Annotated in this window: 13 protein-coding genes; 5 read left to right on the forward strand and 8 right to left on the reverse strand. The window is 73.0% G+C overall.

Annotated elements, in window-relative coordinates; translation table 11 throughout:
• Positions 1-148: 148 nt before the first annotated feature.
• Together G3I41_RS16250 and G3I41_RS16255 are read left to right on the forward strand one after the other, a co-directional pair.
• A complete protein-coding gene (locus G3I41_RS16250) occupies positions 149-1,438 on the forward strand; it encodes an MFS transporter (protein ID WP_164400937.1) in 1,290 nt (429 codons plus the stop codon).
• Positions 1,439-1,445: 7 nt separating this feature from the next.
• The gene (locus tag G3I41_RS16255; protein ID WP_164400938.1) at positions 1,446-2,210 is read left to right on the forward strand and encodes a 4'-phosphopantetheinyl transferase superfamily protein; all 765 of its coding nucleotides are present in this window, start codon (positions 1,446-1,448) and stop codon (positions 2,208-2,210) included.
• Positions 2,211-2,285: 75 nt separating this feature from the next.
• On the opposite strand, the gene G3I41_RS16260 is transcribed toward G3I41_RS16255, so the two are convergent.
• Positions 2,286-3,155: an IclR family transcriptional regulator gene (locus G3I41_RS16260; protein WP_343242143.1), complete on the reverse strand. Its 870-nt coding sequence runs from the start codon at positions 3,153-3,155 to the stop codon at positions 2,286-2,288.
• Between the two features lie 203 nt (positions 3,156-3,358).
• Between G3I41_RS16260 and G3I41_RS16265 the strand changes: the two genes are divergently transcribed.
• Positions 3,359-4,999: an OPT/YSL family transporter gene (locus G3I41_RS16265; protein ID WP_164400939.1), complete on the forward strand. Its 1,641-nt coding sequence runs from the start codon at positions 3,359-3,361 to the stop codon at positions 4,997-4,999.
• A gap of 52 nt (positions 5,000-5,051) precedes the next feature.
• Positions 5,052-6,116, forward strand: a complete 1,065-nt coding sequence (locus tag G3I41_RS16270) for a DUF917 family protein (RefSeq protein ID WP_164400940.1) — start codon at positions 5,052-5,054, stop codon at positions 6,114-6,116.
• Between the two features lie 172 nt (positions 6,117-6,288).
• Here the strand turns inward: G3I41_RS16270 and G3I41_RS16275 are convergent, their stop codons facing one another.
• The 6 genes from G3I41_RS16275 to G3I41_RS16300 all read right to left on the reverse strand — a co-directional run bounded on the left by G3I41_RS16275 (position 6,289) and on the right by G3I41_RS16300 (position 12,917).
• Entirely contained in the window at positions 6,289-6,894 is a 606-nt protein-coding gene (locus G3I41_RS16275) for a class F sortase (protein WP_164400941.1), read from the reverse strand.
• Positions 6,895-6,943: 49 nt separating this feature from the next.
• The gene (locus G3I41_RS16280) at positions 6,944-7,627 is read right to left on the reverse strand and encodes a hypothetical protein (protein ID WP_164400942.1); all 684 of its coding nucleotides are present in this window, start codon (positions 7,625-7,627) and stop codon (positions 6,944-6,946) included.
• A gap of 206 nt (positions 7,628-7,833) precedes the next feature.
• The gene (locus G3I41_RS16285; RefSeq protein ID WP_164400943.1) at positions 7,834-8,685 is read right to left on the reverse strand and encodes an ATP-binding cassette domain-containing protein; all 852 of its coding nucleotides are present in this window, start codon (positions 8,683-8,685) and stop codon (positions 7,834-7,836) included.
• On the reverse strand, positions 8,682-10,415 hold the full coding sequence (locus tag G3I41_RS16290; protein ID WP_164400944.1) for a dipeptide/oligopeptide/nickel ABC transporter permease/ATP-binding protein: 1,734 nt from the start codon (positions 10,413-10,415) through the stop codon (positions 8,682-8,684). Before G3I41_RS16290 ends, G3I41_RS16285 begins: the two co-directional genes overlap by 4 nt.
• Positions 10,412-11,353 carry an ABC transporter permease gene (locus tag G3I41_RS16295; protein ID WP_164400945.1) on the reverse strand — a complete coding sequence of 314 codons (942 nt, stop codon included), beginning with the start codon at positions 11,351-11,353 and terminating at the stop codon, positions 10,412-10,414. The genes G3I41_RS16290 and G3I41_RS16295 overlap by 4 nt, the downstream gene beginning before the upstream one ends.
• A 28-nt stretch (positions 11,354-11,381) precedes the next feature.
• A complete protein-coding gene (locus G3I41_RS16300) occupies positions 11,382-12,917 on the reverse strand; it encodes an ABC transporter substrate-binding protein (protein WP_164400946.1) in 1,536 nt (511 codons plus the stop codon).
• Positions 12,918-13,083: 166 nt separating this feature from the next.
• Between G3I41_RS16300 and G3I41_RS16305 the strand changes: the two genes are divergently transcribed.
• Positions 13,084-13,740: a TetR/AcrR family transcriptional regulator gene (locus tag G3I41_RS16305; protein ID WP_164400947.1), complete on the forward strand. Its 657-nt coding sequence runs from the start codon at positions 13,084-13,086 to the stop codon at positions 13,738-13,740.
• Here the strand turns inward: G3I41_RS16305 and G3I41_RS16310 are convergent.
• Positions 13,721-14,558: SGNH/GDSL hydrolase family protein (locus G3I41_RS16310; RefSeq protein ID WP_164400948.1), on the reverse strand; the 838-nt coding region annotated here is incomplete at its 5' end. The two genes, G3I41_RS16305 and G3I41_RS16310, sit on opposite strands and share 20 nt — an antisense overlap.

The following is a 14,558-nucleotide window of genomic DNA, read 5'->3' on the forward strand; positions in this document are numbered from 1 at the left end:
CGTCGGCCGGGCCGCCGCGCTGGCCGTGGCGGCGGCGCTGCGCGGCGACGACACGGGCGTCGGCGTCCGCGTCACGCGTCGCTGAACCACGCGCGCGACGAGCCCGCCCTCCCCTCTCCGCAGAATGCCGACCCAGGAAGCCGAACCCATGACAACGAACCCCACCGCCCCGCCGCCCGAGACTGGCCCCGCTCCCGACTGGCGGCGCATCGGCAGCTTCGTCACCGGCCAGGCGGCCGTGCAGTGCGGCAGCTTCGCGCTGATCATCGCCATGAACTGGACGGCCGTCCAGCTCGGCGGCCGGTCCGCGGTCACGCTCGTCATCCTCGCCTCCACGCTGCCGCGCGCCCTGATGCTGCTGTTCGGCGGCGCCCTCGCGGACTCCCTCGGCCCGCGCGCGGTCCTCCTCCGGGCCACTTCCACCCGGCTCGTCGTCCTCGTGACCGGCGCCCTGGTCACCGCGGGCGCCGACAGCGTCTGGCCGCTGATCGCCGTCGCCGTGGTCGAGGGCTCGCTGCTGGGCCTGACCGGTCCGGCGTCGGGCGTCCTGCTCACCCGGCTGGCGCCCCAGGAGCACCTGGGCCGCGCCAACTCGCTGTTCTCCATGGTGATGCGGCTGGCCCCGATCGCCGGATCACCGCTGGGCGCCTGGCTGGTGGTGGCGGGCAGCCTGTCCGGGGTCATGCTCGTCTCGGCGGCCGGGTGCGCCGTCTGGCTGGTCTGCGCGTTCCATGTGACCCGGGGCATGGCCCGGCCGGAGCACGGCACCGGGCCGCGTGCGCCGTTGTTCCGGCGCTCCGGTGACGGGCTGCTGCTCCTGGGCGCCCACCCCCGGCTGCGCTGGATGTTCGTCGCCTGCTTCTGCATGGACTTCGCGTTCCTCTGGCCGGCCGAGGTGGCCCTTCCGCTGCGCGCGTCCGGCGAGGGCTGGGGCATCGGCTCGGTCGCGGCGGCCCTGACGGCGTTCAGCGCGGGTGCCCTGGCGTCGGCGGCGGCAGGTGCCGCTCTCGCCCACCGCATCCCGGTCCCGGTCAAGCTGGTCGGCGCCGGCGCCGGGCTCGCCGTGGGGATGGGCACGATGGCCCTGGTGCCCTCGCCGGCCGTCCTCGCGGTCACGGCGTGCGGGGTCGGCCTGTTCTCGGGGTTCAACGGTCCTGCCCTGGTCACCGCGTATCAACAGGCCGTCCCCGAGGGAAAGGTGGGCGCCGCGATGTCCACGTTCTCGCTGTCCAGCATCGGGGCCGCGCCCCTGTCCCTGGCCGTCTTCAGTTCGCTCTCCGCACCCCTGGGCGTGACCGGCACCTGGCTGCTGTGCGCGTGTGTCGCGCTGTTCTCGCCGATCGCCGCCACGCTCGCCCTGCGCGCCCCCCTGACGCGGAAGGCCCCCGCCACGACGGAGGTCTCCGCCGCCCCCGAGCCCGTCGCCACAGCCGTGTGAGGCCGCCATGTCCCTGCTGGACCCCCGTCCGTCACCCGTTCTGGAATCCGTCCTCCTGCCCACCGCGCTCCCGCCGCTGCCCGCCGCGCTGCCCCCGGCGGCCGGTCCGGGACCGGGCCGCCCGCAGCTCTGGCTGGTGGCCACCGCCGCGCACGAGGAGACCGCGGCCCGGTACGCCCCGCTCGTGCTCGGCCCGGCCGAGCTGGCGCGGGCGGACGAGTTCCGCCGCCCCACCGACCGCGCCACCTATCTGTGCGCCCACGTCGGGCTGCGCCGGGTCCTCGGCAACCACCTGGGCATCGCCCCGCGCACGGTGTCGGTGGTCCGGGCGCCCTGCCCGTGCTGCGGCGGACCGCACGGTCGGCCGGTGCTCCCGGACGGGCCCCTGCACTTCTCGCTCTCGCACTGCGAGGGCCTGAGCCTGATCGCCGTCGCCGCCACCCCGGTCGGCGTGGACGTCGAACCCGTACCGGACGCGCGCACCCTCCTGGAGGCGGCCGATGTCGTCCACCCTCTGGAGGCGGCGGAACTCGCCGCGCTGGCGCCCCCGTCGCGGCCGGCCGCCTTCGCCCGGGTGTGGACCAGGAAGGAGGCGTACCTGAAGGGGCTCGGCATCGGCCTGGGCGAGGATCCGTCGACGGAGTACGTGGGTGCCGGACCGGCACCGGCCGGCCCGGGCGGCTGGCTCCTGGCCGACGTCGCCGTGCCGCCCGGCCACCGGGCCGCGGTGGCGGTCCGCCGGGAGGACGTGGGCGGTGCTGGGCCGGACTGACCCGCACCGACCCGTGACGCCCTCGGCGGTGACCTCCGCCGGGGGCTCCTCCTGTCGTCCGGGCGACGCCCGGCACTACGTTGCGTTCCGCAACCGACTTCCAGTATCCGGAACAACAGTCGAAGCAGCGGGCGGGATGCCGGAGTCGCTGCTCGTCCGGGGGACGGCCCGGTCCTGTTCGGCGACGTAGCGCAGCCAGTACGGATCGCCGATCCGCTTGCCCACGCGCCGCGCGGCGTCGCGCACCGCCTGTCCGAAGCGGGCCTCGTTCTCGCGGCGCAGCTCGGGAGCGGGCAGGGCGATCCCTATGCCGAAGACCTGTCCCGTGTCGCCGTCCACGACGGCGGCGGAGATGCCGGCGACGTTCGGCACGAACTCGCCGCGGGAGGACTCCCAGCCGTCGGCGCGCACCCGGGCCAGCGAGGAGACCAGCTCACCAGGGGTGCGGGGGGCCGACCCGGTGGCCTGTTCGAGGCGGGCGTCGACGAGCCGCAGCACCTGCGCGTCGTCCAGGCGGGCCAGCAGGGCGCGCCCCATGGAGCTGGCGTAGGCGGGCGCGCGGGTGCCGGCCGGGGTGTACGCCTGGAGGGCGCCGACCGTGCCGATACGCATGTGCAGCACCAGCGATTCGGCGCCGTCGAGCACGTCCACGTAACCGGTGTAGCCGATGTCGGCGACCAGCCTGGCCAGCTCCTCCTCCAGGAACGAGGCGGTGGAGCGCGAGGCGCGGAAGTGGTACGAGGCTTCCATGACGAGTTCGCCGGGCCGGTAGGCGCGGCTCACCGGGTCGCGGTCCAGGAAGCCGTACTCGGCCATCATGCTCAGCGTCCGCGACACGGAGCTCTTCGGCAGGTCCAGGGCGCCCGCCACATCCGTCACGGTCAGGTCGCGCTGAAGGCGCGCCAGCAGCCGCAGGACGTCCCGCGCGTTGGCGAGTGTGCTCACCGTTCTCCTGCCTCCCCCGGGCCCCGGGGCCCGTGCGTCCGATCGTAAGGGGCGTCCGCATACCGAGACCGCCACCCACCCCCTTGACGGGTGAGCGTGCCCCCGTAGATGATCCGGGATATCCAGATATTCACACATGGTTCCAGAATATGGAACTCCGAGGGCGGCGGACATGCCGCCCCGCACGGAAGCACCGGAGATCCATGAGCACCGACGCGACGCACCGGGCCGTCACGGACGCCCCGCACCCCGCGGCCGACGGAGCGCGCCATCCCCGCGCCCTCGCGCCCGGCAACCTGATCCTCACCGTGGTGCTCAGCGTGTTCGGCGCGGTCGTCGGTGTGCAGCTGCTCGCCACCCTCGGCGTCACGCCCAGCACGTCGCTGATCGGCGCGCTGGCCGCGATGACGCTGGCGCGCGTGCCGCTCGTCGCCTTCCGCGGCTTCCGCTCGGTCCACGCGCAGAACCTGGCGCAGACCAGCATCTCGTCGGCCACATTCGGCGCCGCGAACAGCCTGTTCCTGCCGATCGGCATCCCGTTCCTGTTCGGGATGGACGACATGATCGTCCCGATGCTGGCCGGGGTCTCGGTCGCGATGCTGGTCGACGCCTGGCTGCTGTACCGGATGTACGACACCCCGGCCTTTCCCGCGAAGAACCCGTGGCCGCCCGGGCTCGCCGCCGCCGAGGCGATCAAGGCGGGCGACCAGGGCGGGCGGCGCGCCAAGGTCCTCGGTCTCGGCCTGCTGACCGGTCTGGTGGGCGCGGTGTTCTCGCTGCCGATGTCGGCGTTCGGCGTCGCCCTGATCGGCGGCTTCGGCGCGATGGCCGCGTTCGGCGCCGGCCTGCTGTTCACGCAGTACGCGGACCCGCTGTACGGGCTCGACCTGAACGGGATGTACCTGCCGCACGGGATGATGATCGGCGCCGGGCTCGTCGCCCTCGTCCAGGTCGGCCGGACCATCCTCGGCGCCCGGCGCACCGACGCGGCGCGGGCCCGGCCGGCGGGTGCGCCCGAGGGCGCGGAGGAGGGCGCGCGGCGGCTGGGCCGCTCGATGCGGCTGGGCCTCGGCGCCTACCTCGCGATCTCGGTCCTGCTGGCCTTCGCGACCGGCGCGGCCACGCACATGGGCCCGGGCATGCTGATCGGCTTCCTCGTCTACGCCTCCGTCGCGGCGTTCCTGCACGAGCTGCTGGTCGGCATCGCGTCCATGCACTCAGGCTGGTTCCCGGCCTTCGCGATCGCCCTGATCACGCTGCTGCTCGGCATCCTCATCGGCTTCCCGCCGGAGGCGCTGGTCGTGCTGTCGGGCTTCACCGCCGCGACCGGTCCGGCCTTCGCGGACATGGGTTACGACCTCAAGACCGGCTACATGCTGCGCGGTGAGAACGCCGACCCGGCCTTCGAACTGGAGGGCCGCCGCCAGCAGCTGATCGCCGCGATGATCGGCTTCGGCGTCGCGATCGTCGTCGTCCTCGTCTCGTACCGGGTGTTCTTCGACAACGGGCAGACCGCCCCGATCGACGCCGCGTACGTCGCCGCGATCAAGGCCGGTCCGTCCGCCGAGACCGCCAAGCACCTCGCGCTGTGGGCGGTCCCGGGCGCGATCGTGCAGCTCATCGGCGGTTCGAAGCGTCAGCTCGGCATCCTGCTCGCGACCGGGCTGCTGATCACGACCCCGATGGCCGGCTGGATGGTCGCCGCCGGCATCGCCGCCCGTGTCCTCGCCCCGCGCATCCTCGGCAGCGACGTCAAGAGCGACCTGGAGGTCTTCGCCGGCGGTGCGATCGCCGGGGACGCCCTCTACTCCTTCGGCAACGGCGTGTTCAAGGCCGCCAAGTAGCCGGAGCCCCTCTCTGCCCGCTCGTACACCCGCACCACCCTGGGAGAACCCCGTGAAGCGACAGCTGACCCATGACGACATCCGCGCGGCCGTGTACGGCGGTGCCGTACTCGGCGGAGGCGGCGGCGGGTTCGTGGCGCGGGGCCTGCGCACCGCCGAGCTGGCCCTCCAGGTCGGCACGCCCGAACTGTGGAGCGCCGACGAGTTCGCGGAGGGCGCCCTGACCGCGACCGTCGCCCTGGTCGGCGCCCCCGCAGCGCCCGACCCGCAGGTCCTGCCGACGCACCTGGTGCGCGCGCTGGAGCTGCTGCGTCGCGAGCTGCCGGGCGACCTGGTCGCGCTGCACACGAACGAGAACGGCGCCGAGACCACGATCAACGGCTGGTTCCACTCCGCGCTCACCGGCCTGCCCGTCATCGACCTCGCGTGCAACGGCCGCGCCCACCCCTCCAGCCAGATGGGAGCGATGGGTCTGCACCGCCGCGAGGGCTACCGGTCCAGCCAGGGTTACGCGGGCGGCAAGCCGCACGCGTACGTCGAGGGGGCCGTCTCCGGCGGCCTGGACGCGACGTCGAACGTGGTCCGCCGCGCGTCCGTGGAGGCGGGCGGCTGGGTGGGCGTCGCCCGCAACCCGGTCGAGGTCGGCTACGCCGTCCGCAACGGCGCCCCGGGCGCCATCGGCTTCGCCATCGAGCTGGGGCACCGCTTCCTGGCCGAGGGGCCGGCCGGCGCGGCCCGGCAGCTGGGCGGCGAGATCGCCGCGGCGGGGACGGTGATCGAATACCGCTGCGAGCAGCGCGAGGGCCTGGACGTGGGCGTCGCCGTCCTGGACGACGCCGACCGCACCACCCTGCACTTCGTGAACGAGTACATGGCGCTCGACCTGGCCGGCGGACGCCGTGCCGCGTTCCCGGACCTGATCACGACGTTCGACGAGGCGGGGCAGCCACTCGCCTCCGCCGACGTCGAGGTGGGCAAGCGGGTCGAGGTCCTGGTCGCCCCGGCGGAGAACCTGCTGCTGTCCCCGACGATGTACATGCCCGAGGTGTACGCCCCCGTCGAGGCGCTGCTCGGCATCGGGTTCGCGCCCGTCGCGAAGGCGCCCGCCCATGTCTGAGCCGGCCGTCGCCGACCAGGGCCGCGTCGCGGAGTGCTGGGCCCGGGTGCGAACGCCCGTGAGCTGAACGGGTCGCCGCACGTCCCGAACGCGCGGCGGCTCACCGCGAGCCCGTCCCCGGCCCTGCGCGCGTTCGCCGTGCGGGCGCCGGCGGAGGCGGAGTGAGGGCTCGTCACGCCTTCTGCTGCTTGAGCGACGTGAGGTGGGCGAAGACGACGACGTTGGCCGAGTAGCCGTCCTTCTTGTTGAAGCGTCCGCCGCAGGTCATCAGGCGGAGTTCCGGGCGACCGGTGTTGCCGTACACCTTGTCGTCGGGGAACTTGTCCTTCGTGTACGTCTCGACCGCGTCGACCGTGAAGACCGCGGTCCGCTTGTCGGCCCGGGTGACGGTGACCTTGTCCCCCTTGTGGAGGGCGTTGAGGTTGAGGAAGATCGCCGGTCCGGTCTCCGTGTCGCGGTGGCCGACGATCAGCGAGGTGCCCTTCTCGCCGGGTGAGGGCCCGTCGCGGTACCAGCCCACTTCTCTGGGTCTGCTCATGGGCGGGGCCCCGAGGTGCCCCTTCTTGTCGAGTCCGAGGCCGGTGACCGGCGCCTCGATGAAGATCGCGGGCACCGCGACCTTCACCGGCCGCGACGGGGACAGGGGCGCGTGCGGGACCGGCCGGTCGCCGCCGCCCGCGGCGTCGTTGCCGTGGGCGGCGGCGACCGGATCGTCGGACGAGTCGGAACTCGCCCAGACGATGCCGGTCACCAGCGAGGAGGTCACGCACAACGTCATCGTGAGACGACATGCCCGGCTCGGGCCCCGTCGGCGTCTTCTGCGCGGGTTATGCCTCGTTGCGGGCACGGCGGCGTGCGGCTCGGCGGACCATGATCAGCCCGGCGGCTCCGGCGGCCCCGGCCGCCAGCGCGGCGGTGGTCGCGACGTTCGAGTCGCTCTCGGAGCTGACGCTCTCCATGTCCGGGACGCCGCCGCCACCGGCGGGCACGCCGCCGGACGGCTGCTCGTAGTCCGTCTCGGAGCCGGAAGCCTCGGAACCCGAAGCGGCGGAGCCGCGCTCGTTGTTGTCACCCCGTCCGTTGTTGCCGGCCGGCTTGGTGCAGTCGACCTTGAACGCCTTGTTCTTCGGGCCGGACGGAACGATCCACACCAGCTGGTACGTGCCCTCGGGGAGCAGGTACTCCTGGCTGCGCGCCGAGCCGTTCACCAGCGGGAGGGTGCTGGCGAGGGTGTCCCCCGGGGGAACGGTCGGGGGCTGCGCGGTGATGGTCCACGGCACGGCCGGCATGTCGCCGAAGTTGTCGGCCTCGAGGACGAACTTGCAGACCTCGTTGCCGTCACCGCCGCGCGCCGCCCAGCCGCCGGGGCGGATGTCGATGTCGCCGCTGTCGCCGGGGGCGGCGAAGGCAGCCGACGCCCCGCCCAGCGTGGCGGCGGCGGCCGCGACCACGGCAGCCGCGACGGTGCCCGCGCGGACGCTGCGGGCACGGACAGAAGCGGAAGTACGCATGCTGAACTCCTTCGAGCCGGGATGATTGTCGTACTGATCAATCGATCGCACTAAGAGATGCCATGGCGCACGGGATAAATGCCGCGTAACACTCTGAAAAGTGCGACAAGTACCCTGAGTAGCCGATAGCGATCCGACCCGAAAAGACCTCCGGACACGCGAACGGGGCGCCCGCAAGCGCCCCGGCCCGATGCCCGCCGCCCAGGTCAGCCCGGTCCGGCCCCGGTCCCGGCCGCCGCGCGCCGCCTGCGCTGCTCGGCCACGTCCGCCACCGGCGAGGCGTGCAGCAGCGTGCGCGTGTAGGCGTGTCGCGGCGCGGAGGTGACCGTCGCGGCGTCGCCCGTCTCCACGATCTCGCCCCGGTGGATGACCGACACGCGGTGGCTCATGAAGCGGACGACGGCCAGGTCGTGGGAGACGAAGAGGTACGCGACCCCCGTCTCCTCCTGGATTTCCAGGAGGAGGTCGAGCACCGTGCGCTGGGTCGTCAGGTCCAGCGCGGAGACCGGCTCGTCGCAGATGACCAGCCGGGGGCGCAGGGCGAGCGCCCGGGCGATCGCGACCCGCTGCCGCTGGCCCCCGGAGAACTCCCGGGGCAGCCTGCCCGCGGCGTCGGACGGCAGATGGACGCGTTCCAGCAGCCCGGCGACCCTCCCCCGGGCCTCCCGGGCGCTCGTGCCCTGCCCGATCAGCGGCTCGGCGAGGGTGTCCCCGACGGTGCGGGACGGGTTCAGGGAGGTGTACGGGTCCTGGAAGACGACCTGGAGGTCGCGGCTGAGGGCCCTGCGGCGGCGGGCGTCGGCGTGCTCGACGCGCTCGCCGTCGAAGGTGACCGAGCCCGAGCGCACCGGCACGAGCCCGAGGACCGCGCGCCCGATGGTGGACTTGCCGGAGCCGGACTCGCCGACCAGGCCCAGGGTCTCCCCGGGCCGCACGTAGAGGCCGACGCCCTTGAGGACCTCGGTCTCCGGGGCGCGCCGCCCCTTGCCGGGGAACGAGACCCGCAGGTCCCGCACGGTGAGGAGGGCGTCCGCCGGGGGCGTGTCGTCCGTGTTCATGCGGTGACGGTCCTCGCTTCTCGGGGCTGCCAGGGGGCGCGGGCGGGCGCGTCGTCGAGGACGGCGGCCAGCAGGGTGCGGGTGTAGGGGTCCTGCGGAGCGCCGAGGACCTGTTCGGTGGTGCCGGTCTCCACGATGCGCCCGGCGTTCATCACGGCCACCCGGTCGCAGAGGTCGGCGACGACCCCGAGGTTGTGGGTCACCAGGAGGACGCCGAGGCCGCGTTCGTCGCGCAGCCGGCGCAGCAGGCCGAGCACTTCGGCCTGGACGCGCACGTCGAGCGCGGTGGTGGGCTCGTCGGCGATGAGGAGGTCCGGGTCGCAGGACATCGCACCGGCGATCAGGACGCGCTGGGCCATGCCGCCGGAGATCTCGTGCGGGTAGAGGCGCAGGGTGCGGTCCGGGTCGGGGATCTCGACCAGGCGCAGCAACTCGCGGGCCCGGTCGGCGGCTTCCTCGCGGCCGAGTCCGAGGTGGTGGCGTACGGGCTCCATGAGCTGGCTGCCGATGGTGAAGGCGGGGTCGAGATTGCTCATGGGTTCCTGCGGTACGTACGCGAGGGTGCGGCCGCGGAGCGCGCGGTGGTCGCGTTCCCGCAGGCCCGCCGTCTCCCGGCCGTTGACCGTGACGCTCCCGCGCGTGACGCGTCCGCCCTCGGGCAGCAGGCCCAGGACCGAGAAGGCCGTCTGGGTCTTCCCCGAGCCGGACTCCCCGACCAGGCCCACGATTTCGCCGGCTCCCACATCGAGGTCGATGCCGTGCACGACCTCCTTGTCGGTGCCGTCGGGCCGGGCGTAGGCGACGGTGAGGCCGCGCACGGAGAGCAGTGCGGCGCGCGGGGCGGTGGGGTCCGCGGGCTCGGCGGGGGCGGCGGGCCCGGTGCGCCGGCGGCGGGCGGGCCGGGGCGCCTGCTCCTCCAGGGCGTCGCGTACGGCTCCGGCGAGCAGGACGAGCGCGCAGTTGGTGAGGCCGAGGGCGAGACCGGGCCAGAGGATGAGCCGGGGGGCGCGCTGGATGTTCTGGAACGCCTCGTTGAGCATGGCGCCCCAGGTCGCGGACGAGCCGCTGCCGACGCCGAGGAACTCCAGGCCGGCCTGGAGGGCGATCGCGATGCCGGCGACCAGCGCGATCTGGATGATGATGGGGCCGCGCACGACGGTCAGGACGTGCCGGGCCACGATGCGGGTGTCGGAGAGTCCGGAGACCTTCGCGGCGTCCACGTACAGCTCGCCCCGGACGTTGGCGACGATGCCGCGCACCAGGCGGAAGAAGCTGGGCGCCACCAGGACGCCGAGCACGATCATCAGGACGTGGACGTCCGGGCCGAGGATGGCGCGGGAGGCGAGCAGCACGACCATGGCGGGCAGGGCCATGACGAGGTTGACGGTCCAGTTGGCCGCGGAGTCGAACCAGCCGCCCCGGTATCCGGCGAAGAGCCCCGACGGCACACCGAGCACCAGCGCGATGGCGAGGGCGAGCAGCGCGCCGCCCAGCGTGTTGCGCCCGCCGTACAGGACCCGGGCGAGGATGTCGCGCCCCGCCGAGTCCATGCCGAGGGGGTGCCCGCCGCCCGGTCCCGCGAACGCCTCGCTCAGCGAGGAGGCGCCCGGGTCCTGCGAGGCGATCACCGGCGCGAGGAGCACGGCGGCGACGATGAGCAGGAGCAGGGCGGCGGAGAGACCGCCCAAGGGGTTGCGCAGGACCCTGCGCAGGGTGCGGCCGGTACTCATGCGACCCTCGCCTTGGGGTTGAGCCAGCCGATCAGGATGTCGACCAGGAGGTTGATCAGGACCACGCCGACGACGGTGAGCATGACGAGCGCCATGATCACGGGGATGTCGCCGCGGGTGGTGTAGGTGACGGTCATGGAGCCGATGCCGGGGAGCCCGAAGATCTGCTCCACCAGGACGGCGCCGCCGAGCAGGCCGACGAACTGCATGCCGAGCACGGAGAGCGCGGGTGCCGAGGCGTTGCGCAGGACGTGCTTGAACACGATGCGGGAGGCGGGCAGTCCGCGGGCCCGCAGGGTGCGTACGTAGTCCTGGCGCAGGACGTCGATGACGGCGCCCCGCACCTGCTGGGAGACGCCCGCGACGGAGGCCACCGACAGCGAGAGCACCGGCAGGGTGATGGTGGAGAGCCAGCCGCTGGGCGAGTCGGTGAACCCGGTGTAGCCGATGGCGGGGAACCAGCCAAGCCGTACCGCGAAGACCAGGACGAGGACCAGGGTCAGCAGGAATCCCGGCAGGGCGTATCCCACCACGCCCAGCACCTGCACGAAGCGGTCGGCGGTTCCGCGCCGCACCCCGGCCCACACCCCCAGCAGGAAGGCGAGGACCGTGGTGACGGCGGTGACGCCGAGCATCAGGCTGGCCGTGACCGGAAGGCGGTTGCCGACGGCCTGGCCCACGTCCTCACTCGTGAACCAGGAGGTGCCGAGGTCGCCCCGGACGGCGTGGGCGAGCCAGCTCCCGTACTGCTGGAGCACCGGGTCGTCCAGGCCCAGCGACGCGTTCTTGGCGTCGATGGCGCTCTGGGACGCGCTCGCGCCGAGCAGTTGCCGGCCCACGTCGATGTGCGGGACGGACAGCAGCAGATAGGTGAGGAAGGAGATCACGACCAGGAGCACGGCTCCGGAGGCGATCCTGCGGGCGATGAAGTTCAGCATGACACTCGGTATCCGTCGGCGCGGGGCGCTACTTGGCGGGCGCGTAGTTGTAGATCGAGGGGACGGCCATGCCGGACTGCGGCGCGATCTTCACGGTGCCGTCCGAGACGTGCAGGTAGCTCATCCGGTAGAAGGGGACGAACCACGCGTCCTCCACCAGGTGCTGGTTGAGCTCGCGCGCGGCCGTCCTGGCCTCGGCCTCGCTGCCGGCCTTGAGGACGGGGAGCAGCTTCCGCGTCACCTTGTCCGTGGTGCCGAACATGTTGAAGGCGCCCGGGGTGACCAGTTCGTCGGCCGCCGCCCAGTCGGAGGCGGACTGGCCCATGTTCATGACCATGCCGGAGTACAGGCGGTCCTTGAAGACCTTCTGGACGGCCGAGGCGCCGTCGAGCGTGTCCCAGACCAGCTTCACGCCGATGGCCTTGAAGTCGGACTGGAGCGAGGCGGCGAGCGCGTCATTGACGATCGCCGTGATCCTCGGCAGCTTCAGCGTGAAGCCGCTTCCATAACCGGCCTGCTCGAGCAGGGACTTGGCCTTGGCGGGGTCGTGCGCGTAGGAGGCGTCCAGCTCCTTGTCGTACGCCTGGGTCTCGGGGCCGAAGACCTGTGCGGTGGTCCGGCCGCGGTTCTGGCGGATGCGGTCGAGCATGGTGCCGCGGTCGACGGCGTAGTTGAGCGCCTGCCGCACGCGCGGGTCGCGCAGGGCGGGGGTGATCCTGCCGTCGCGGTCGAAGAGCAGCAGCCCCTGGAAGTCGAACTCCTGCTTCTCCGTCTTCACCTTCGGGTCGGACTCGACGGCGATCTGCTGATCGGCGGACTGGAGGAGCGCCGCGTTGATCTGTCCGGTCTTGAGGCCGTTGGTGATCGCGGTCTCGTTGTCGAAGAAGCTGAAGGTGACGTTCGCGTAAGGGAGTTCCTTGCCCCAGTAGTCGGGGTTGCGGGTGTAGGACCACTTGGTGCCGACGGTGGTGCGCGCCTTGTCGAGGCGGTAGGGGCCGGTGCCGTCCGGGGTGGTCTTGAGGCTGTCGCCCTTCGCGAACTGCTTGGGGTTGGCCATCAGGCCGGGTGCGTCGCTGAGGTAGAACTCCATCGCCGGGTTGGGCTGCTTGAGCTTCAGCGTGACGTGGGCGGCGTCGGTGACGTCGACCGCCTCCAGGTCGTTCAGCCACTTCGCGGAGGCGCCGCCGCCCTTCTGGAAGCGTTCCAGGTTCGCCTTGACCGCGGCGCCGTCGAAAGCGGTGCCGTCGGCGAACTTCACGTCCTTGCGCAGGGTCAGCGCGAGCGCGGTGTGCTCCTTGTCGTACGCCCACTCCGTGGCGAGCATCGGACTGAACGAGCCGTCGGGTTCGCGCTTGATGAGGGTGTCGTACACGGCCTGGAAGTACGGCAGGGCGCTGCCGGTGGCGACGGCGGGGTCCAGGCTCTGCGGGAGGGTCATCGTCGCGATGTTCAGCGTGGACGATCCGGCGCCCGCGGCGCCGCCGTTGTCGCCGGCACATCCGGCGAGGGCGAGCGAAGCCGCGAGGCAGGCGGCAACGGTCGCGGTTCGGGCAGTTCTGCTCATGTTCTTTCGCTCCGTCTGGAGAGCCGGGGGCGCCGCCCCGGCGAAGATTGCCGGTGAGCCTACTCACGGAATTAACCAGTTGGTAGGTTTTTGCTCGGTGGAATTAACCAGCCGGTAAGTTCCGCAGGGCACCCCCGAGGACCGACCGCGGCAGGAGACGAACGAAGTGACCGACCCCGCACCCGAGGCGCCCCGGCGGCTGTCGAAGGGCGAACGCACCCGCGCCCGCGTCCTGGACTCCGCGGCCGAGCTGTTCGCCCGCTCCGGCTTCCTCGCGGTATCGCTGCGCGACATCGCCGCTCACGCGGGACTCAGCCACGCCGGGGTGCTGCACCACTTCCCCGGCAAGGAGGCCCTGCTCCTGGACGTGCTGAGCCGCCGGGACGAGCTGGACGGACGCCGCCTCTTCCCCGGCGTGCTCGCCCCGTGCGAACCGGAGCCGGAGCCCGCGGAGCGACTGCGCCTGCTGCTCGACGTGGTCGACCGCAACACCCGGACGCCAGGGCTGGTCGCCCTGTACGCGAAGCTGTCGGCGGAGGCGTCCGATCCGGAGCACCCCGCCCACCTCTACTTCGTACGGCGCTACCAGGTCCTGCGCCGCGAGACGACCGGCCTGCTGGCGGAGCTGTTCGCGGCGGCGGACGTCCGGGAGGATCCGGCGGCCGTGGCCCAGCAGCTGCTGGCCCTGCTGGACGGGCTCCAGACGCAGTGGCTGCTGGAGCCGGACGCGGTCGACATGGCGGAGCAGGTCCGCGCCTTTCTCCGCCGCCACGGCGTCGCGGCGGAGGGACGGGGCCGAGGCGTCAGTGGCCGAGGGCGGTGAGGACGGCATCGGCCGTACTCCTGTGTCCGGAGGCGTTCGGGTGGAAGCCGGCGCCCTCGGCCGAGTCGGCCGGCTCGATCCAGCGCACCCCCGCGGCCTGGCAGGCGTCGTGCCCGACGGACGGGCCGTAGGTGTCCACGTAACCGGCGGCGTGCGCCCCGGCCCGCTGCGCCATCATCGCGTCGAGCTGCTTCTCCTTGTCCCGGACCCAGCCGAAGTCGCCTTCGGCGAGCGGGATCACGGCGCGGCAGGCGCTCCCGTCGTCGGGCAGCAGCGAGGGGTAGCCGACGACGAGGACCCGGGCCTGCGGCGAGCGCGTGTGGATCGCGTCGAGCACCGCGTCGAGCTTCGGCGCGGTGGCGTTGACGCGGGAGCCGATCTCGTCCGTGCCGAACAGGGTGAAGCTGCTCTTGCAGGGCGCGCCGTGCGGCGCGAGGTAGCCGACCAGGACGCACCGGGTGATGACCCCGGCCAGGTCGAGATCGTTGCCGCCGACCCCGAGGGTGACCAGGGTCGTGTCGGGGCGCAGCGCGTCGAGCTGGGGCGCCACGGCGTCCTGCGGTCCGGCCATGTGCGTGGTGTCGGCCCCGGCGCAGGTGACGTCGGTGAACGACGCGGCGCCCACCGCCGCCGCCACGAGCGAGGGGTAGTTGCGATCGGACCGGCCGCAGACGGTGTCGGTCTGCTCGGGGATTCCGGGCCCGGAGCTGTAGGAGTCCCCGAGCGCCACGTACCGGACGGGCTCGCCGGACGCGGGGGCCGCCGGGGCGGCGACGCCGGGGGTCGCGGCGGCCGCCAGCAGTGCGACGGCCGCCGCG

It is taken from the genome of Streptomyces sp. SID9727 (assembly GCF_010550605.1).
In the GTDB taxonomy this organism is placed as follows: domain Bacteria; phylum Actinomycetota; class Actinomycetes; order Streptomycetales; family Streptomycetaceae; genus Streptomyces.